General features: G+C 71.7%; 21 protein-coding genes. 6 read left to right on the forward strand and 15 right to left on the reverse strand.

Features of this window, described 5'->3' with window-relative positions; translation table 11 throughout:
* The 6 genes from GWI24_RS11475 to GWI24_RS11500 form a co-directional block, all read right to left on the reverse strand.
* On the reverse strand, positions 1–714 hold a 714-nt coding region (locus tag GWI24_RS11475), incomplete at its 3' end, for a lyase family protein (RefSeq protein WP_308343618.1).
* A 25-nt stretch (positions 715–739) separates the two neighbouring features.
* Entirely contained in the window at positions 740–1,366 is a 627-nt protein-coding gene (pcaG, locus tag GWI24_RS11480) for a protocatechuate 3,4-dioxygenase subunit alpha (RefSeq protein ID WP_210945807.1), read from the reverse strand.
* Positions 1,366–2,133, reverse strand: coding sequence for a protocatechuate 3,4-dioxygenase subunit beta (gene pcaH / locus GWI24_RS11485; protein ID WP_210945808.1), 768 nt, complete (start codon positions 2,131–2,133; stop codon positions 1,366–1,368). The genes pcaG and pcaH overlap by 1 nt, the downstream gene beginning before the upstream one ends.
* 110 nt (positions 2,134–2,243) lie before the next feature.
* Positions 2,244–3,470 carry a thiolase family protein gene (locus GWI24_RS11490; RefSeq protein WP_210945809.1) on the reverse strand — a complete coding sequence of 409 codons (1,227 nt, stop codon included), beginning with the start codon at positions 3,468–3,470 and terminating at the stop codon, positions 2,244–2,246.
* The gene (locus GWI24_RS11495) at positions 3,467–4,270 is read right to left on the reverse strand and encodes a CoA-transferase subunit beta (RefSeq protein ID WP_210945810.1); all 804 of its coding nucleotides are present in this window, start codon (positions 4,268–4,270) and stop codon (positions 3,467–3,469) included. Before GWI24_RS11495 ends, GWI24_RS11490 begins: the two co-directional genes overlap by 4 nt.
* Positions 4,267–5,091 (reverse strand): CoA transferase subunit A, encoded by an 825-nt coding sequence (locus tag GWI24_RS11500; RefSeq protein WP_210945811.1) that lies wholly within the window; start codon positions 5,089–5,091, stop codon positions 4,267–4,269. Before GWI24_RS11500 ends, GWI24_RS11495 begins: the two co-directional genes overlap by 4 nt.
* A gap of 201 nt (positions 5,092–5,292) precedes the next feature.
* Here GWI24_RS11500 and GWI24_RS11505 point away from each other — a divergent pair, with 201 nt between their 5' ends.
* Positions 5,293–5,739, forward strand: a complete 447-nt coding sequence (locus GWI24_RS11505; RefSeq protein ID WP_210945812.1) for a MarR family winged helix-turn-helix transcriptional regulator — start codon at positions 5,293–5,295, stop codon at positions 5,737–5,739.
* Between the two features lie 33 nt (positions 5,740–5,772).
* On the opposite strand, the gene GWI24_RS11510 is transcribed toward GWI24_RS11505, so the two are convergent.
* Positions 5,773–6,150: a helix-turn-helix domain-containing protein gene (locus GWI24_RS11510; RefSeq protein ID WP_210945813.1), complete on the reverse strand. Its 378-nt coding sequence runs from the start codon at positions 6,148–6,150 to the stop codon at positions 5,773–5,775.
* A 112-nt stretch (positions 6,151–6,262) separates the two neighbouring features.
* On the opposite strand from GWI24_RS11510, the gene GWI24_RS11515 reads away from it, so the two are divergent.
* Positions 6,263–7,300, forward strand: a complete 1,038-nt coding sequence (locus GWI24_RS11515) for a nitronate monooxygenase family protein (protein ID WP_210945814.1) — start codon at positions 6,263–6,265, stop codon at positions 7,298–7,300.
* 102 nt (positions 7,301–7,402) lie between these two features.
* Here GWI24_RS11515 and GWI24_RS11520 read toward each other — a convergent pair whose 3' ends face one another.
* Positions 7,403–8,200, reverse strand: a complete 798-nt coding sequence (locus tag GWI24_RS11520; RefSeq protein ID WP_210945815.1) for a putative protein N(5)-glutamine methyltransferase — start codon at positions 8,198–8,200, stop codon at positions 7,403–7,405.
* A 165-nt stretch (positions 8,201–8,365) separates the two neighbouring features.
* Positions 8,366–9,463: a GlxA family transcriptional regulator gene (locus GWI24_RS11525; protein WP_374103294.1), complete on the reverse strand. Its 1,098-nt coding sequence runs from the start codon at positions 9,461–9,463 to the stop codon at positions 8,366–8,368.
* 70 nt (positions 9,464–9,533) lie between these two features.
* Between GWI24_RS11525 and GWI24_RS11530 the strand changes: the two genes are divergently transcribed.
* Positions 9,534–10,586 (forward strand): NADP-dependent oxidoreductase, encoded by a 1,053-nt coding sequence (locus GWI24_RS11530; protein WP_374103295.1) that lies wholly within the window; start codon positions 9,534–9,536, stop codon positions 10,584–10,586.
* Between the two features lie 57 nt (positions 10,587–10,643).
* On the opposite strand, the gene GWI24_RS11535 is transcribed toward GWI24_RS11530, so the two are convergent.
* Together GWI24_RS11535 and GWI24_RS11540 are read right to left on the reverse strand one after the other, a co-directional pair.
* Positions 10,644–11,576, reverse strand: a complete 933-nt coding sequence (locus GWI24_RS11535; RefSeq protein ID WP_210945816.1) for an oxidoreductase — start codon at positions 11,574–11,576, stop codon at positions 10,644–10,646.
* A 136-nt stretch (positions 11,577–11,712) separates the two neighbouring features.
* Complete coding sequence (locus GWI24_RS11540; RefSeq protein ID WP_210945817.1) at positions 11,713–12,570, reverse strand: alpha/beta fold hydrolase; 858 nt, start codon at positions 12,568–12,570, stop codon at positions 11,713–11,715.
* 100 nt (positions 12,571–12,670) lie between these two features.
* Here GWI24_RS11540 and GWI24_RS11545 point away from each other — a divergent pair, with 100 nt between their 5' ends.
* Positions 12,671–13,105 (forward strand): helix-turn-helix domain-containing protein, encoded by a 435-nt coding sequence (locus GWI24_RS11545; RefSeq protein ID WP_308343619.1) that lies wholly within the window; start codon positions 12,671–12,673, stop codon positions 13,103–13,105.
* Between the two features lie 289 nt (positions 13,106–13,394).
* Here the strand turns inward: GWI24_RS11545 and GWI24_RS11550 are convergent, their stop codons facing one another.
* Positions 13,395–13,595 carry a DUF397 domain-containing protein gene (locus tag GWI24_RS11550; RefSeq protein WP_210945818.1) on the reverse strand — a complete coding sequence of 67 codons (201 nt, stop codon included), beginning with the start codon at positions 13,593–13,595 and terminating at the stop codon, positions 13,395–13,397.
* A 12-nt stretch (positions 13,596–13,607) separates the two neighbouring features.
* A complete protein-coding gene (locus GWI24_RS11555) occupies positions 13,608–14,498 on the reverse strand; it encodes a helix-turn-helix transcriptional regulator (protein ID WP_210945819.1) in 891 nt (296 codons plus the stop codon).
* A gap of 156 nt (positions 14,499–14,654) precedes the next feature.
* Here GWI24_RS11555 and GWI24_RS11560 point away from each other — a divergent pair, with 156 nt between their 5' ends.
* Entirely contained in the window at positions 14,655–15,092 is a 438-nt protein-coding gene (locus GWI24_RS11560; RefSeq protein WP_210945820.1) for an ATP-binding protein, read from the forward strand.
* Complete coding sequence (locus GWI24_RS46155) at positions 15,085–15,213, forward strand: hypothetical protein (RefSeq protein ID WP_281789702.1); 129 nt, start codon at positions 15,085–15,087, stop codon at positions 15,211–15,213. The genes GWI24_RS11560 and GWI24_RS46155 overlap by 8 nt, the downstream gene beginning before the upstream one ends.
* Before the next feature lie 120 nt (positions 15,214–15,333).
* Here GWI24_RS46155 and GWI24_RS11565 read toward each other — a convergent pair whose 3' ends face one another.
* Both GWI24_RS11565 and GWI24_RS11570 read right to left on the reverse strand, forming a co-directional pair.
* The gene (locus GWI24_RS11565; RefSeq protein ID WP_210945821.1) at positions 15,334–16,479 is read right to left on the reverse strand and encodes an ABC transporter ATP-binding protein; all 1,146 of its coding nucleotides are present in this window, start codon (positions 16,477–16,479) and stop codon (positions 15,334–15,336) included.
* A complete protein-coding gene (locus GWI24_RS11570) occupies positions 16,472–17,530 on the reverse strand; it encodes an ABC transporter ATP-binding protein (RefSeq protein ID WP_210945822.1) in 1,059 nt (352 codons plus the stop codon). Before GWI24_RS11570 ends, GWI24_RS11565 begins: the two co-directional genes overlap by 8 nt.
* Positions 17,531–17,541: the final 11 nt, after the last annotated feature.

Genomic DNA, 17,541 nt, shown 5'->3' on the forward strand with positions numbered 1-17,541 from the left:
CTTCCCCAGCGCCCCCACGGCGAAGGCGAGCGCGGTGCCCAGGTCGGCGACGGGGGTGCGCAGGGTGTGCCACGGCAGGTCGGGCTCGGCAAGACCGGTCTCCTCGGCGAACCGGCCCAGCAGCGGAACCCCGCCGTCGAAGGCGGCCAACGTGCCCGCCGCACCGCCCAGTTGGGCGGGCGGCCGCAGCGCCGCGAGCCGGTCGCGGGCGTCCAGGACGAGTGCCCGCCAGCCCGCCGCCTTCAGCCCGAAGGTGGTGGGCACGGCGTGCTGGGTGAGGGTGCGGCCGGGCATCGGGGTGGCGCGGTGCGCGGCGGCGAGCCGCGCCAGCTCCGCCGCCGTACGCTCCAGATCGGCCACGATCAGCGGCAGCGCCCGCGCGGCCACCAGCATCGCGGCCGTGTCCACGATGTCCTGGCTGGTCGCGCCCCGATGGACGTACGACGCGGCCTCGCCGTCCGTACGGGCTACCGCCGCCGTGAGATCGGCGACCAGCGGGATGACCGGGTTGCCCCCGGAGCGGGCGCGCAGCGCCAGATCGCGTACGTCGTACAGCTCGACGCGGGCCGCGCCCGCCACCGCCTCCGCCGCCCCGGCCGGTGCCACCACCCGCGCCAGCGCGGCCTCGGCGTCCAGCATGGCCTGCAGGAACGCCGTGTCGCCCGTGGCGGCCTCCACCGCCGACCCGGCCCGCACCGGGGACAGCAACCCCACGTCGTCGCTGTCGGAAGTACCAGGACTAGCGGAACTCAAGGAAAACCGTCTCCCCTTCGCCCTGTAGGCGGATGTCGAAGCGATAGGTCCCCGGCGGGGACGCCGCCGTCGCCACCAGCGTCTCGCGGCGCGCCGGATCCAGTGAGGCGAGCAGCGGGTCGGCGGCGTTGGCCTCGGCGTTCTCGGGGAAGTACACGCGGGTGAAGAGGTGGTGCAGCAGCCCCCGGGCGTGGACGCACACGCTGATGTACGGCGCGGCGGGCGCGGCCGGGCCGCCCGGCGGCAGCGTACGGGCCGTCCAGTGGCCGTCCGCGTCGGTGGCGATCCGGCCGAAACCGGTGAAGTCCACGCCGTTGCGCCCGAGGAAGCCGCCGGTCACCGGGTCGCGCCGCATCGACCCGCCCGCCCCGGCGAGCGAGCCGTCCGGGCCCGCCTGCCACAGCTCCACCAGCGCGTCCGGAACGGGGGCGCCCTCGCCGTCGCGGATATAGCCGTGGAGCGTGATGGCGCCGGGGTGGCCCGCCGGGGCCATCTCGCCGCCGCCGGGGAAGGGCAGGGCGTAACCGTAGAAGGGGCCCACGGTGTGGGAGGGGGTAGGCGCAAGTGTCTCCACGGGTGCCGGCCCCTGCGTGGGTGCAGGCCTCTCGCTCATCAGCGCCCCTCCTCGATCCACGTGGCGGACGGCCCGTCCAGCACGATGTCCCAGCGGTAGCCCAGCGACCACTCCGGCCGCGACAGCGCGTGGTCGTAACGGGCGACCAGCCGCTGCCGCGCCGAGTCGTCCGTCACCGACTGCAGGATCGGGTCGTAGGCGAAGAGCGGATCGCCGGGGAAGTACATCTGGGTGACCAGCCGCTGGGTGAACGCCGCGCCGAAGACGGAGAAGTGCAGATGCGCCGGGCGCCAGGCGTTCTCGTGGTTGCGCCACGGATACGCGCCCGGCTTGATGGTGGTGAAGTGGTACGAACCGTCGTCGCCGGTCAACGTCCGCCCCACACCGGTGAAGTTGGGGTCGAGCGGCGCGGGGTGCTGATCGCGCAGATGGGCGTAGCGGCCGGACGCGTTGGCCTGCCACAGCTCGATGAGCTGCCCCCGGACGGGGCGGCCCCGGCTGTCCAGGAGCCGCCCGGAGACGGTGATCCGCTCGCCGAGCGGCTCGCCCTGGTGCTGCACCGTGAGGTCGTTGTCGATCGCGGTGATGTCGGTATGGCCGAAGACCGGGGTGTGCAGCTCCACGGTCTCCGGGTCGCCGTGCACCGCGACCAGCGGCTGCTTGGGGTGGCGCAGCACACTGCTGCGGTACGGGGGGAAGTCGCGCGGCGGGTGGTCGGCGGCGGGAGCCCCCTCGGCGCGCGCCTTGTCGTACGACTCCCGTATGTGCGCGAGTTCGCTGTCGATGTCGGACTGGGTGAGAGCCATGTCTGCCGTCAGCCTTACCTTTCCAGACCTTTCCAGCCTTGCCGTTCCGGGCCTTGCCGTTCCGGGATTACCGTCCGGGCCTTGCCGTTCCGGGCCTTGCCGCTCCGGGATTACCTCTCCAGGACGAGGGCGAGGCCCTGCCCGACGCCGATGCACAAGGTGGCCAGGCCCGTCCCCGAGCCGCGGGCGGCGAGCTGATGGGCGACGGCCCCGGCGAGCCGGGCTCCGGAGGCGCCGAGCGGATGGCCGATGGCGATGGCGCCGCCGCGCGGGTTGACGATGTCGGGGTCGAAGCCCGGGTCCTGGGCCGACCACTCGGCGAGGCAGCCCAGCACCTGCGCGGCGAACGCCTCGTTGAGTTCGAGGGTGGCCAGATCGGCGAACGAGCGGCCCGCCTTGGCGAGGGCGCGGCGTACGGCCTCGACCGGGCCGAGCCCGAAGTACTGCGGCTCGATACCGGTGACGGCCGAGGCGCCGATCCGGGCCAGGGGCTCGCGTCCGGTGGCCTTCAGGCCCTCGTCGTCGACGAGCAGCAGCGCGGCCGCGCCGTCGTTGAGGGGCGAGGAGTTGCCCGCGGTGACGGTGCCGCCGGGCTTGCGGAAGGCGGGCTTGAGCTTGGCCAGGGCCTCGGTGGATCCCGCGGCGGAGCCGCTGTTGGACACGGGCTCGCGAATCGTCTCGTCCCGGACGAGCTCGGTGTCCGGATACGGCAGTACCTCGGCGTCGTACGCCCCGTCCTTCCACGCCCGCGCCGCCTTCTCATGGCTGGCGAGCGCGAACGCGTCCTGTGCCTCGCGGGTGATGCCGTGCTTGTCGGCGATCAGCTCGGCGCCCTCGCCGAGGGCTACGGTCCACTCGGGCGGCATGTCCGGGTTGGTCATCCGCCAGCCCAGAGTCGTGGAGTACATCTGCTGATGCCCGGCGGGGAAGGCGCGCTCGGGCTTGGGCAGCACCCAGGGGGCGCGGCTCATCGACTCCACACCGCCCGCGAGCGCGATGTGCGCGTCGCCGACCGCGATCGCGCGGGCGGCCTGGAGCACGGCCTCCAGGCCCGAGGCGCAGAGCCGGTTGACGGTCGCGCCGGGCACGGTGACGGGCAGCCCGGCCAGCAGCACGGCCATGCGGGCGACATCGCGGTTCTCCTCGCCCGCGCCGTTGGCGTTGCCGAAGTAGACGTCGTCGATGCGTGCCGGGTCCAGGGCGGGGGTGCGGGCGAGCAGGCCGCGCACCACATGGGCGGCCAGGTCGTCGGGGCGCACCCCGGACAGCCCGCCGCCGTAACGGCCGATGGGGGTGCGGACGGCGTCGACGATATAGACGTCACGCGAGGTGGTCATCGGGTCTCCTTCCCGGACGTCCCGGGCTTCCCGGCGGCTTTGAGGGCGCGCAGCGCCGCCAGCTCTTGGGGGGCGGGCGGCTCGGTGGTGCCCACGGTGTCGGCGACGGTCAGCTCCCAGCCGGTGGCGGCCCGCACCCGCTCCACGGTGACGTCCGGGTGCACTTCGGTCAGCACCAGTTCGGCGGTGGCCGGGTCGGGGCGCAGGATGCCCAGGTCGGTGATGACGGCGGTGGGGCCGGCGCCCGGCATGCCGAGCTTCTTACGGTCGCCGGGGCCGCCGCCGTGGCCCAGGGTGGTCACGAAGTCCAGCCGCTCCACGAAGTTGCGGGTGGAGTGGCGCAGCACCATGAGCACTTTGCCGCAGTTGGAGGCGATCTCGGGGGCGCCGCCCGCACCCGGAAGGCGGCCCTCGGGCTTGTCCGGGCCGCGGTCCACGACGGTGGTGTTGATGTTGGCGTAGCGGTCGACCTGGGCGGCGCCGAGGAAACCGACGTCGATCCGGCCGCCTTGGAGCCAGTAGTTGAACATCTCCGGCACCGGGACCACCGCGTCGGCCGTCTCGGCGAGCTCGCCGTCGCCGATGGACAGCGGGAGCCGGGTGGGCTTGGAGCCGATGGTGCCCGACTCGTAGATGAGCACGAGGCCGGGGTTGACGGTGGCGCGGGCCAGGTTGGCGGCGGTGCTGGGGAGGCCGATGCCGACGAAGCAGGTGGTGGCGTCGGCGAGCGCGCGGGCGGCGTTGACCTCCATCAGCTCGTCGGATGTGAAGTCCGTCGTCCCGGCGGGGGTGGCGGTCATCGGGTGAGTGCTCCCTCGCTGTTGCGCACGTATCCGTCGATCCACCGGGTGAACGCCTCGCGGTCGCGGGCGATCGGATCCCATGCCTGGTAGAAGGCGTTGTCGCGGGTCGAGTACCCGGTGGCGTAGGAGGGGTGGGCACCGCCGGGAACGACGGCGACCGCGTCGATCACCCAGCTCGGCAGGACGACTCCGCCGGGGCGTGGTGTCAGTTCCTCGACGATCTCCTCCACGGTCACCAGCACCCGGTCCGCCGCGAGGGCGGCCTCCTTCTGCACCCCGGTCAGCCCCCACATCTGGACGTTGCCGGCGCGGTCGGTCTGCTGGGCGTGGATGACGGTGACATCGGGGTTGAGCGCCGCGACGGCGGCCAGCTCCTCCCCGGTGAAGGGGCAGACGACGGTGGAGATGGTGTCCGTACGGGTCGGGATGTCGCTGCCGCGATAGCCGCGCAATACGGCGAACGGCAGCTTGGAGGCGCCCGCCACATAGCGGTTCGCCATGCCCGCGTGGCTGTGCTCGTCCAGCTCCAGCGGCCGTGGCCAGCCGTTCTCGACGGCGTCCCGGAAGCGGTGCAGGGAGCCCACGCCGGGATTGCCGCCCCAGGAGAACACCAGCTTGCGGACGAGTCCGGCGCCGATGAGCTGGTCGTAGATGACGTCCGGGGTCATCCGGACGAGGGTCAGGTCGGTGATGCCCTGGCGGATGACCTCGTGCGCGGCGGCGTACGGGATCAGGTGGGTGAATCCCTCCATCGCGACGGTGTCCCCGTCGTGGACGAGGTCCGCCACGGCGTCCTGCAGGCTTCGGATGTCGGCCATCGTCACTCCGCGGGGTCGGGATGCTCAGTGTGCTGACTAATATGATGTCGATTTCGCACGGTGCCATTGGCTGGTGCGCTCGTCAAGGGAGTCTAGGTCGAATGTCGGCCTCTCGACATGGGGTCTTCCACAGGGCAGAATCACTCAGTACACGGACTAACTTATGGCGATCGAGCAGCAGGGAAGCCGGGAGGGCAGGGCATGGGCGGCGCGGTGGATCTGAATACGCACCCCGGGCATCTGGCCCGCCGCTTCCAGCAGGCGCACTCGCTGCTGTGGGGCGCGATGGTTTCCGAGGAGACCACCTCGCCGCAGTTCGCGGTGGTCAACGCGCTGATGGAGAAGCCGGAGATCGACCAGCGGACGCTGAGCGAACACGTCCACCTCGACCGCTCCACCATCGCCGACCTGGTCGCCCGGCTGGCCCGGCGCGGCCTGCTGGAGCGGGTACGCGACCCGGACGACGGTCGCCGTAACGTCCTGCGGCTGACGGAGGAGGGTATCCGGGTCCACCGAAAGCTGGTCACCCGGACGTCCCGGATGAACCGGGTCTTCCTGGCCCCGCTGGACGAGACGGAGCGGGAGACCCTGCTGCGGCTGATCGCCCGGGTCGCGGACGCGGCGGAGGAGCTGCGTAAGGCGCCCTAGGCGTGGCCCTGGGTGTGCCCCAGGTGGCTGGTGTCAAACGTCCGGGGCGTCGGCGGTAGCGGTGTCGTGGCCGGAGGGGTGCTCGGCCAGTTCGGTGGCCCACGTGGCGGACCAGTCGACGAGAGGGCTGAGCGCTGTGTGGGCCTGTCGTCCCAGCGCGGTGAGGGCGTAGTGGCCGTCGGTGGTCTGGTGCACCAGACGTGCCTCGATCAGCTCGACGAGGCGTTGACGCAGCACGCTGGAGGACATGTTGCCGCAGCGTTCGCGCAGGGCACGGAACCCCAGGGCGCCTTCGTGCAGTTCCCACACCACGCGCAGGCTCCATCGCCTGCCGAACAGATCGAGCGCGGCCATGAGAGGGCGTCCGGTGGTTGAGCCGCGCACCGGCCGTCCTGGTGTCGGTGTGGCCATTCTCGGTCCTCCTGCGCCCCTGTAGATCCACAAGCCCTGGCGTTTCGGATTCCGAAACATTAGCATCGCCGCGTGATTCGGAAACCGAAACACCCTGCATGGGGAGGACAGCATGACGACGTTGACCACACCTCTGTGCCGGCGACTGGGCATTGAGGTACCCGTGGTGCAGGCGCCCATCGGGTCCGCGGTCACCACAGAGCTGGTGGCTGCGGTGGCGGACGCGGGAGGACTCGGCACCCTTGCTCTGACCTGGGTCACCGCCGAGGAGGCGGTGCGCCGGATCCGGCAGGTTCGACGGCTGACACCGAAGCCCTTCGCCGCGAACCTGGTGCTGGACTTCCCAGTCGACGAGCTTCTCGACGCCTGCCTGGCGGAAAGCGTGCCGGTCATCTCGACGTTCTGGGGAGATCCCTCGGCCGTCGCCGAACGCGTCCACTCGGCGGGTGCCCTGCACCTCCACACGGTCGGTTCCGTCACCGAGGCCGAACGCGCCGTCGCCGCAGGCGTCGACGTGATCGTGGCCCAAGGGTGTGAAGCAGGCGGCCACATCCGTGGGGAGGTCACCACGATGGCGCTCGTGCCCGCGGTCGCGGACGCTGTGCACCCGGTGCCGGTCATCGCGGCGGGCGGCATCGCCGACGGACGCGGGCTCGCCGCCGCACTGGCTCTCGGGGCCCAGGCCGGATGGCTGGGCACCCGATTCCTGACGGCATCCGAGGCGGACACGCACGAGGTCTACCGTCAAGCCGTGATCCAGGCTGCGCCGCAGGACGCGGTGCACACGCGGTGCTTCGACGGCGGCTGGCCCGATGCCCCGCATCGTGCGCTGCGCAACTCCACGCTCCGCGCCTGGGAGGCCGCGGACCGTCCAGCCGTGCCGAACCGCCCCGGCGAAGGCGCCGTGGTGGCCCGGAGTGCCGACGGACGGGCCTGGTCGCGTTACGACGACATGGTCCCCGTGCCCGGCATGTCGGGCGACGTGGAGGCTCTCGCCCTCTACGCGGGCCAGAGCGCCGGGCTTGTCCATGACGTCGCCCCGGCGGGCCGCATCGTGACGGACATCGCCGCGGATGCCGCGGCCCTCATGAGGCGGACGCGGACCCCTGACACTTCCGGCTCCCCGCACACCACGTCGCTACAGCGGTGAGCCGCACTGCGAGATCGCCGGCGGACTCACCACCACCCATCCTCTGAACAGCTCGGTGAGCCCGAACCCCGCCACCAGCAGGACCCACCGGACAGGACCTGACTAAGGGGCCGATGGACCCGTGGCGACGATGACCGTGGCGTCCAGGTCGTCGCATTCGGCCAGCCGGGGCTCCAAGCCACTGTCGGCCACGATGGCCATGGCCGAGGGCGCCTGCCGTCCGCTCGTCTCGAAGAGCAGCGAGCCGCCCGGGGCCAGCCATCCGCCCGCCTCGGCGGTGACCCGGCGCAGGACGTCCAGCCCGTCCGCGCCGCCGTCCAGCGCCACCCGCGCCTCATGGACCCGGGCCTCCGGCGGCAGCAGCCCGACCTCCTCGGTGGGCACGTACGGGACGTTGGCCAGCAGCACATCGACCCGACCGCGCAGCGCGGCGGGCAGCGGCTCGTACAGATCGCCCTCGTACACCGTGCCGCTTGCCGCCTCGACATTGCGCCGAGCGCAGCGCACCGCGACGGGGTCGATATCGGCCGCGTACAGCTCCACCCCGCCCAGGGCCGAGGCCAGCGCGGCGCCCAGCGCGCCCGAGCCGCAGCACAGATCGACCACGACGGCCCCGCGCCGGGCCAGCGGCACGGCCTGCTCGACCAGGAACTCGGTGCGTCGGCGCGGCACGAAGACCCCGGCGTCGATGGATATGCGAAGCCCCCGGAAGTCCGCCCAGCCGAGCACGTGCTCCAGCGGCAGCCCGGCGGCGCGCCGGTCCACCATGGCGTCGATCTCGGCCGGAACGTGGCCCGCGGAAAGGATCAGCCGCGCCTCGTCCTCGGCGAACACGCACCCGGCGGCGCGGAGCCTGGTGACGACGGCGGAAAAGGTGACAAGTGAAGGTGAAGCCGACATGGAAGCCTGGAAGCCTTTCGGAATCCCTGAGGGCGCTCCCGGCGGTCAGCTATCCCGTGTATCCCTGCGGCGAGAGCACCCAGCCTGAACTGGCGTTGATGGGTCTCACCTCCTCGGTGCGTACGGGTGCCGGCCACATTACCCGATGCCCCGGCGCCGTGGCGGTCACGATGTATCCGGGGCACGGAAGGTGCGCCGGTACGCCGACGGGGCGACCCCCGCCTCCGCCGCCAGATGCCGCCGCAGCGAGGTGGCGGTGGCGAAGCCGACCTCGTGGGCGACCCGTTCCACCGGCAGGTCGCTGGACTCCAGCAGGTGCCGCGCCCGCCGCAGCCGCTGCTGGGTCAGCCAGCGGCCGGGGCTCAGACCGGTCTCCTCCCGGAAGCGCCGGGCGAAGGTCCGGGTGCTCATCGCCGCGTGCGCGGCCAGCTCGTCCAGTGACAGCGGCAGTTCCAGCCGTCGCAGTGCCCAGTCGCGGGTCGGCCCGGTGCCGGTACCGTCCGCCGGCGGCAGCGGCCGCTCGATGTACTGGGCCTGTCCGCCGTCCCGGTACGGCGGCACGACGCAGCAGCGGGCGACCCGGTTTGCCACCTCGCTGCCGTGGTCCCGGCGCACCAGGTGCAGGCAGACGTCGACCCCGCTCGCCGCCCCCGCGGAGGTCAGCACGTCACCGTGGTCGACGAAGAGCACGCCGGCGTCGAGCTCGACCCGGGGGAAGAGCTCCCGGAAGTAGTCGGTGAGCGCCCAGTGGGTGGTGGCCCGGCGCCCGTCCAGGAGACCGGCGGCGGCCAGCAGGAAGGCGCCGGTGCAGATGGACACCAGACGGGTGCCGGGGCGGACGCGGGCCAGGGCGGCGAGGGCCTGCGGGTCCGGGGCGGCGGCCGAGGCCCTGGAGATCGCGTACGGAGGGATGACCACGGTGTCCGCCTCGGCCAGCACCTCGGGACCGTGCCCGGGGGTGACGGTCAGGTCCGAGTCGGTACGCACGGGCTGCCCGTCCACGCTCGCGGACAGCACCTCGTAGCGGCCGTCGGCGGACCCCAGGACCCGGTGCGGGATGCCGAGTTCGAAGGGATAGACGCCATCGAGGGCGAGGACGACGACCTTGTGGGCGCCGGGCCGCGGGGCTGGGTGCATCCGGCGGTCCAGTCCGGCCGCGCGGTCGGCGAGTTCACGGGCCCGGGAGGGCGCGGCGGACGCGGGGCGGGGGTCGGGAGTGCCGCGGGTGACGGGAACGCGGTGGGTGGCAGGGTCGATGGGCATGGCAGGAATGTATCGGAGGATGACCTTCTGGCCATCGTCCCGGGCCGGACCGTACGGCCAGGATCGAGGCATGACTTCGACGGACACCCCTGACAACCTCGACTCCCCGGACCCGGCGGCCGCCACGGACTCCCCGAACCCGGCCGCCACCAGGGACTCCGCGCACCCCGCCGCCCCGGACGGCGCCCCCGTGATGCTCGCCCTGCACCAGACGGCCCTCGGCGGCCCCGAGGTCCTGCGGCTGACCGAGCTTCCGCGGCCCGCGCCCGGCCCCGGGGAGATCCTTGTCGCCGTACACGCGGCCGGACTCAACCCCACGGACTTCAAGCACCGCGCCCTGAGCATCTTCCTGCCGCCCCCGCCGCTGACCCTCGGCTGGGACGTCTCCGGCACCGTGGTGGAGACCGGCTTCGGCGTCACCCTCTTCCAGCCCGGTGACGAGGTGTTCGGCATGCTGCCCTACCCGTACGGGGCCGGCTCCCACGCCGAATACGTGACCGGCCCCACCCGCGCCTTCGCCGCCAAGCCCGCCGGGATCGACCACGTCCAGGCGGCCGCTCTGCCGCTGGCCGCGCTCACCGCCTGGCAGGCGCTCGTCGAGACCGCGGGCCTCCGGGCCGGGCAGCGGGTGCTGATCCACGCCGCGGCCGGAGGTGTCGGTCATCTCGCCGTACAGATCGCCAAGGAGCGCGGCGCGCACGTCACCGGGACGGCGAGCGCCCCCAAGCACGACTTCCTGCGCGAGCTCGGCGCGGATGCCTGCGTCGACCACCGCTCCGAGGACTTCACCGACACCGAGGAGCGCTACGACGTCGTCCTCGACGCCCTCGGTGGGGAGACCGCCACCCGTTCCGTGGGCGTGCTCCGCCCCGGCGGCACCCTCGTCTCCCTGCTGCCGGGCGCCGAGGACACCCGGGCCGCCGCGGAGAAGGCACAGGTCCGCGCCGTCACCCTGCTCGTCGAGCACGACCGGGCCGGGATGCGCGCCATCGCCGAACTCGTCGAACGGGGTCGGCTCCGCGCCCACGTCTCCGGCGCCTTCCCCCTCGCCGAAGGCGCCCGGGCCCATGTCCAGGGGGAGACCGGCCGCACCACGGGCAAGCTGGTCATCACCGTGCGGTGAGGCTGGCGGGACGGCTCGGGGGCCGCCCCGCTCGGAGGCCGCCCCGGGCGACCGCGCTCAGCTCGCGAGCGCCTCGTACCGCACCCCCGTCAGCCGCTCGGACGCGGCCCACAGCCCCCGCCCCGCCGTGTCGCTGAGCGTCCACTTGGCGCGGGCCGAGCGGACGGGGGAGCCGCGCCACAGCCCCTGGAGCGGCGGGCCGAAGAAGTCGTCCTGGCGTACGTCCGGCCCGGTCGCCGCGTACAGGACGGGGAGCGTGCCCTGCTCCGGGCTCTGGGCGAAGTAGCGGTTGCCGATCTCCATGAACCGCTCCTTCGCCCGGTGGCCCTCCATCTTCGGCGCGGCGGACATGAGGTTGGTCGCGGCGTAGCCGGGGTGCGCGGCGGCCGCAACCAGGCGGACGTCCGCCGTGCGCAGCCGGTGGGCGAGCTCGTGGGTGAAGAGGAGATTGGCGGACTTGGAGCGGGCGTAGGCGACCCAACGCCGGTACCCCCGCTCCATGTTCAGGTCGCGCGGGTCCACCGTCCCCAGCATGTGCATAAAGCTGGAGACGGTGACCACCCGCGCCCCCGGGCCCGCATCCAGCAGCTTCGGCAGCAGCAGCCCGGTCAGCGCGAAGTGGCCCAGGTGGTTGACGCCGAACTGCATCTCGAAGCCGTCGGCGGTCCTGCGGTGCGGGAGGGCCATCACGCCCGCGTTGTTGATCAGCAGATCGAGCCGGTCGCCCTTGTGCTCGGCCGCGAAGGCCCGTACGGACGTCAGGTCGGCGAGATCGAGCGGCGCGACCCGCACCCGCGCGCCCGGCGCCTGCGCCCGGATCCGCTCCGCGGCCTCGGCTCCACGCTTCTCGCTGCGGCACCCGAGCACCACTCGCGCACCGCGCCGCGCCAACTCCCGGGCGGTGACGAAGCCGAGTCCGCTGTTGGCGCCGGTCACGACGGCGGTGCGGCCGGTCTGATCGGGGATGTCGCTCGCGGTCCAGCCCTTCATCACGCCTCCTTCGCGGTCTGCCGCTGTCTGCCGCGGTCTGCGTTACGCGCCGGTAGCCATCGATTGCGGCGACAGCCTAGGCGCGTCACCGCGAAGATGCGAGGGAACGGCCTTCGGGCTCGCCCGGCCGAATCCCTCACCGGGCGGTCGTCGCGTGGGCGGGGGCGAGCAGGTCGCGCAGGCTCGTCGCGTAGGCGGACGGGTGGCTGGTGTTGCCGTTGTGGCCGCCGGGCAGTTCCACGACGTCGGTGCCGAGTGCGTCCGCGAGGGCGTAGGCGCAGCGGCGGTCGAAGACGCCTTCGGGGGTGGTGCGGCCGACGGCGGGGACGATGCGGGTGGGCGTGGCCGCGAGGGCGGCGGCGTCGAGGGTGTCGTCGAGCACCGCGGTGAAGTCGTGACGGATGAAGTAGTCGAAGTTGGTGTGGCGCAGGTCGTTGATCGGCTGCGGGGTCAGACCGGGTTCGGTGTCGCGTCCGCTGGTGTCGATGCCGAGGACCCGGGCGATCTCCGGGAGGGCCGCGGCGAGGCCGGAACGTGCGTAGAGTCGCTGCAGGTCGGCGAGTTCATGTTCATGGCGAGCCCGTTCGGCGGCGGGCAGCAGCCGGGGCGCGACGGGCTCGTGGGCGATCAGCGTGTGGATCCGGCCCGGGTGCCGCACCGCGAGGTGCAGGCCGATGACGGCGCCGAGGCTGCAGCCGAGCATCGCGGCCGGCCCGGATGCCACCGTCGCGAGCAGGAGTGCCGCGTCGTCCGCGTGCTCGGCGAGCGTCGCCCCGCGTGACGGGTCGTCGAGTCGGCTCCGGGACAGGCCCCGCCGGTCGTAGGTGACCACCGTATGCGTGTTCGCGAGGCGGGCGACGAGGTCGACGGTACGATCGGCGTCCCCCTCGCCGCTCTGCCCGATGAGAAGCGTGGGTCCGTGCCCGCGCAGCTGGTAGTGGAGTGTGGCTCCGGGCGCGCGGACGGTGCCGGTGTGCGTCGTGTCGTTCGTCATGGGCTCCCCCTCGTCTCGGTCGTGACGGCCATGCATCACACTAATCCATCGAACTCGATACATCTAGATAGATGCATCGAGTTCGATATACCCTCGGGGTGTGAACGGAGTCGAACTCTTCCTTCTGGGCCGCACGCTGATGAAGATCGGCGAGGAGGCCATGCCCGAGCCTCCCGGCGGAGCCGACCGCCATAAGGGCAGCACGCGCCTGGTGTTGATCGCTGCCAGCGACGTGGCCGCGCACCCCGGCACCACCGTGGGCGACATCGCGGCCCGCACCGGACTGCCGCAGAGTCAGATCTCCACCGCCGTCGCCCGCCTGAAGGAGGCGGGGGCGATCGCCGTCGCCCCCGACCCCGCCGATCGCCGCCGCGTTCTCATCAGTCCCGCCGCGGAGCCCTCCGCCCGCGTCGAGCAGGTCCGCGCCACGACCATCGACGCCGCCCTGGCCGCTGCCCTCGGTACCGACGACCCGCACCGCCTGCGCGAGGTGGCCGATGCCCTCGCGGTCCTCGCCCGCCACCTCGTCCCGTAGCACCCACGGCGGGAAGAGCGCCGCGCCTGCCGGGGCTGACCGGGTCGGTCGGGTGCGGCGCCGTCTCGCGCCTTCGGCGCAATTGAGCAGCGGGGCAGGGGTACCCGGCGCGGGCCGCGTCGCCGGCCGCCGGGCCGGTGGGGGCGAGTGCCGGTGGCGGCTCCGGCGCTCGGGGGCTGGGACTGTTGCCGGGCTGCCGCACTGCAGGGGGCGGGGTACTGGAAAACGTTTGACAAATTAGTTGCGCGAGATCAAGCACTTTCGGGAGGGGTACCGGGAGGGGCGTGGCTCACCCTTCGAGGCGGTCGAATCTCCCCGCCTTCGCGGCCCGCAGGAACGCGCGGAGCGCGGCCGGGGTCGTGGATATGACGACCTCCGGATCGTCGCTCTCCCGGAGGTGGGGAGTTCCCGTGGGGTCGGCGGCGAGTTCGACGCAGTTGGCCGCATCGCCGGTGCTGAAGCTGGACTTGCGCCACTGAAGGGGAGCCATTCGGGCCTTCTCCTAGAGCAGGGGATACAGGATGTGCTGGAGGAGTCCGAGCGAATCCTTCCTGGTACGGGCCTCCGGCGCGGCTTCCGCGTCGATGGGCGGCAGAGCCAGCTCGCTCAGCCGTTGAAACGACTGCCGGTAGTCGGTGACCACGTCCAGATCGCCAAGGAACTCCGATCCGCCGAACTGGTCCACGAGCACTGTACTCAACTCCGCCACACTCGGTTCGATCACCATGAACGGGTGACTGAAGGCCGCGCTTCCCTCGTTGTCGATGGGCACGATCTCGATGGTGACGTTGGGCAGCCGCGACAGCTGAATGAGCCGCAGCAGCTGATCGCGCATCACCGCGCGACCTCCATAGAGGACACGCAATGCCGCCTCGTGGATGATGGCGTGAAAGCGGGGAGGCCGCTCGCCCGACAAAACCAGCTGGCGGCGCAGCCTGAACTCGATCGCCCGGTCCTGCACATCACGCACGGCTTCAGAGAAACCGCTGCCGTGGACCGCCGTGGCGTATTCCCGGGTCTGGAGGAGCCCGGGAATGAACAGCAGCTCGTAATTGCACAGGGCCTGAGCCCCGGACTCCTGCTCGGCGAGGTCCAGATGAGACGCCCCGAGCGACTTGCGGTAGTCCCTCCACCAACCGCGTCCGGAATCCTGCCCCATCGCCTGCAAGGCGGCCAAGAAGGTTGCAGTTGTACCCTCCACTGCGTGCGCCAGCATGCCGAGCCGTTCGGCCGACAGACTCGTGCGCCCCGCCTCGACGTTGCTCAGATGCGGACTGTGCATCTCCATCAGGCGCGCCGCCTCCCCGACGGTCAGCCCGGCTCGCTCGCGTAGCTTGCGCACTTCCGCGCCGAACCGGCGCTGCCGGTAGGTGGGATTCGCTCTCAACCCCATGTGAACTCCCCTCTCCGGGTGGCGAGTGTTGCGTACCGTGCCTGGACGCGTCCACTCCGCTACCACACCTCAGGCCACAGGTTGTAGTTGTAATCCCATAGCCGCTACCTTACGTATGGCGCCAGTCACAGAAGGCACTCACCTGGAGGCTGCCCCATGCGCACGCCCGAAGAGCCCTGGTCCTACGGCCTGTTCATCCCCCACGACCCCCGCGCCGTGGGCGTCGTACGGGCCACCATCCGCCACGTCCTCAAGGCGGCTCGGCTCGACTGCATCATCGACAGGGCCGAACTGCTCGTGTCGGAGCTGGTCACCAACGCGTACCGGAACACCACCACCGACGCGTACGTCAGCATGGACTGGGAGCCGAAGCCACCCGACTTCCGGGTCACCGTGTGGGACTCCGGCTGCGGGCTGCCGCAACCGGTGACGGCGAACGTCGAGGACGAGAGCGGGCGCGGGCTCACGCTCGTCGAGTCGTGCTCCGACACCTGGGGCGTGCACGACTACACCGACAAGGACGCGGGCGTCACCGGCAAGGCCGTATGGTTCACGCTGAACCCGCCCACCGCACTCCCCCACCAGTTTGGATGACCGTTGGCTCCACGAGTTGGAGGCCGCCGTCGCCGAGGCACCCAGCATCGAGGACGCCCGGCGGGCCTCAGCCGAGATCGGACTGCTGCTGGACGCCGCATGTCGCGAGGTCGCGGCGTGAGCGATTTCGTGCGGCATTGGCCCGAGTCGGACGGGGCCTGAACGACGACGAGGGCCGTCCGGCCGTGGTGAACACGGTCCGGGCGGCCCTCGTCGTTCAGCTGCGGCCCGCGCGGTAGCGCTAGGCGTGGACCACGTCCTTCTCCTCCGCGAAGTGGCACGCCGACTCATGCGCCGCAGGCGACTCCGTGCCGGCGAAGCGCTCCGGGATGGCGAGGAGGGGGACCTCCTTGGCGCACTTGTCCTCGGCCTTCCAGCAGCGGGTGCGGAAGCGGCAGCCGGAGGGCGGGTTGGCCGGGGAGGGGACGTCGCCGGTGAGGATGATGCGTTCGCGGCCCTCGCGCGACTCCGGGTCCGGGACCGGGACGGCCGACAGCAGCGCCTGGGTGTAGGGGTGCGTCGGGTGGTCGTAGATCTCGGTGTCGGAGCCGATCTCGGCCATCTTGCCCAGGTACATCACGCCGACCCGGTCGGAGATGTGCCGGACGATGGACAGGTCGTGGGCGATGAAGATGTAAGACAGGTTGAACTCGTCCTGCAAGCCCTCCATCAGGTTGATGACCTGTGCCTGGACGGAGACGTCGAGCGCGGAGACCGGCTCGTCGCAGATGATGATCTCCGGGTTGAGGGCGAGGCCGCGCGCGATGCCGATGCGCTGGCGCTGACCGCCGGAGAACTGGTGAGGGTAGCGGTTGATGTACTCGGGGTTGAGACCGACCACGTCCAGGAGCTCCTGGACCTTGCGGCGCCGGTCGCCCTTGGGAGCCACCTCGGGGTGGATCTCGAAGGGCTCCCCGATGATGTCGCCCACCGTCATGCGCGGGTTGAGCGAGGTGTACGGGTCCTGGAACACCATCTGGATGTTCCGGCGTACGGCGCGCAGCGCGCGGCCCGACAGCCGGGTGATGTCCTGGCCCTTGTAGAAGACCTCGCCCGCGGTGGCGGTCTCCAGGGTCATCAGCAGCTTGGCGACGGTGGACTTGCCGCAGCCGGACTCGCCCACGATGCCGAGCGTCTCGCCCTGGTAGAGGTCGAAGGAGATGCCGTCGACCGCCTTGACCGCGCCGATCTGCCGCTTGAAGAGGATGCCCTGGGTCAGCGGGAAGTGCTTGACCAGATTGCGCACCTGGAGGATCGGCTCACCGCGGTCGACCTTGGCCTCGATGGCCGCGACCGCCTCGTCCTCGGTGGCGGCGTCGACCGTTGCCACCTCCGTGACGTTGGGGGTGGCGTCCACGGCCGCCTCGTTCTTCTCGGCGTCAGCCATGGAGGGTCTCCTTCCAGAAGTGGCACGCGCTGCCGCGGCCCGGCAGCTCCGTGCCGTCCTGCTCGGTGACCGGCGCCAGCGCGGGGACGTCCGTACGGCAGATGTCCTCCGCCTTGGGACAGCGCGGGTTGAAGGCACAGCCCGTGGGGATCTTGAGCAGATTGGGCGGCAGCCCCTTGATCGCGTAGAGCTCCTGCCCCTTGCGGTCCAGGCGCGGGATGGAGTCCAGCAGACCGCGGGTGTAGGGGTGGGCCGGGCGCTTGTAGAGCTCGTGCACGGGTGCGGTCTCGACGATCCGGCCCGCGTACATCACGGCGATCTTGTCGGCGACGTCCGCCACCACACCCAGGTCATGGGTGATCAGGATCAGACCCATGTGGTACTCGCGCTGGAGCTCCGCGAGCAGGTCCATCACCTGGGCCTGGACGGTCACGTCGAGCGCCGTGGTCGGCTCGTCGGCGATGATCAGGTCCGGCTCCAGCGCCATCGCCATGGCGATCATGATGCGCTGGCGCATCCCGCCGGAGAACTGGTGCGGATAGTCGCTCACCCGCTCCTTGGCCGCCGGGATGCGGACCCGGTCCATCAGCTCGATGGCCTTGGCCTTGGCCTCCTTCTTGGACAGGCCCTGGTGGACCCGGAACATCTCGCCGAGCTGATAGCCCACGGAGAGCACCGGGTTCAGCGCCGAGAGCGCGTCCTGGAAGATCATGGCGATCTTGCGGCCGCGGATCTTCCGGCGCTCCTCGCCCGCCATGGTGAGCATGTCCTCGCCCCGGAACAGGATCTGCCCCTGCGGGATCTTCCCGGGCGGCATGTCGAGGATGCCCATGATCGCCTGGGCGGTCACCGACTTGCCGGAGCCGGACTCGCCGAGGACGGCGAGCGTCTCACCGGCGCGGACGCTGTAGTTGACGCCGTTGACGGCCTTGGCGACACCGTCCCGGGTGTGGAACTCCACATGCAGGTCGCGGACTTCCAGCAGCGGGGTGCCGTCGTCTCCGGCGCCCTCGCGGACGGCGTCGTCCGCGGTCTTCTCGATGGTGGTCACGTATGCCCTCC

Source organism: Streptomyces sp. MK37H (genome assembly GCF_018035285.1).
Classification (GTDB): Bacteria; Actinomycetota; Actinomycetes; order Streptomycetales; family Streptomycetaceae; genus Streptomyces; species Streptomyces endocoffeicus.

Coding starts and splice junctions, on each gene's coding strand:
- GWI24_RS11500 (WP_210945811.1), bottom strand. CDS start 5,091: ATGGCCGACATCCGAAGCCTGCAGGACGCCGTGGCGGACCTCGTCCAC.
- GWI24_RS11515 (WP_210945814.1), top strand. CDS start 6,263: ATGACGACGTTGACCACACCTCTGTGCCGGCGACTGGGCATTGAGGTA.
- GWI24_RS11505 (WP_210945812.1), top strand. CDS start 5,293: ATGGGCGGCGCGGTGGATCTGAATACGCACCCCGGGCATCTGGCCCGC.
- GWI24_RS11495 (WP_210945810.1), bottom strand. CDS start 4,270: ATGACCGCCACCCCCGCCGGGACGACGGACTTCACATCCGACGAGCTG.
- GWI24_RS11530 (WP_374103295.1), top strand. CDS start 9,534: ATGACTTCGACGGACACCCCTGACAACCTCGACTCCCCGGACCCGGCG.
- GWI24_RS11490 (WP_210945809.1), bottom strand. CDS start 3,470: ATGACCACCTCGCGTGACGTCTATATCGTCGACGCCGTCCGCACCCCC.
- GWI24_RS11560 (WP_210945820.1), top strand. CDS start 14,655: ATGCGCACGCCCGAAGAGCCCTGGTCCTACGGCCTGTTCATCCCCCAC.
- pcaH (WP_210945808.1), bottom strand. CDS start 2,133: ATGGCTCTCACCCAGTCCGACATCGACAGCGAACTCGCGCACATACGG.
- GWI24_RS11565 (WP_210945821.1), bottom strand. CDS start 16,479: ATGGCTGACGCCGAGAAGAACGAGGCGGCCGTGGACGCCACCCCCAAC.
- GWI24_RS11550 (WP_210945818.1), bottom strand. CDS start 13,595: ATGGCTCCCCTTCAGTGGCGCAAGTCCAGCTTCAGCACCGGCGATGCG.
- GWI24_RS11510 (WP_210945813.1), bottom strand. CDS start 6,150: ATGGCCACACCGACACCAGGACGGCCGGTGCGCGGCTCAACCACCGGA.
- GWI24_RS11520 (WP_210945815.1), bottom strand. CDS start 8,200: ATGTCGGCTTCACCTTCACTTGTCACCTTTTCCGCCGTCGTCACCAGG.
- GWI24_RS11555 (WP_210945819.1), bottom strand. CDS start 14,498: ATGGGGTTGAGAGCGAATCCCACCTACCGGCAGCGCCGGTTCGGCGCG.
- GWI24_RS11535 (WP_210945816.1), bottom strand. CDS start 11,576: ATGAAGGGCTGGACCGCGAGCGACATCCCCGATCAGACCGGCCGCACC.
- GWI24_RS11540 (WP_210945817.1), bottom strand. CDS start 12,570: ATGACGAACGACACGACGCACACCGGCACCGTCCGCGCGCCCGGAGCC.
- GWI24_RS11525 (WP_374103294.1), bottom strand. CDS start 9,463: ATGCCCATCGACCCTGCCACCCACCGCGTTCCCGTCACCCGCGGCACT.
- pcaG (WP_210945807.1), bottom strand. CDS start 1,366: ATGAGCGAGAGGCCTGCACCCACGCAGGGGCCGGCACCCGTGGAGACA.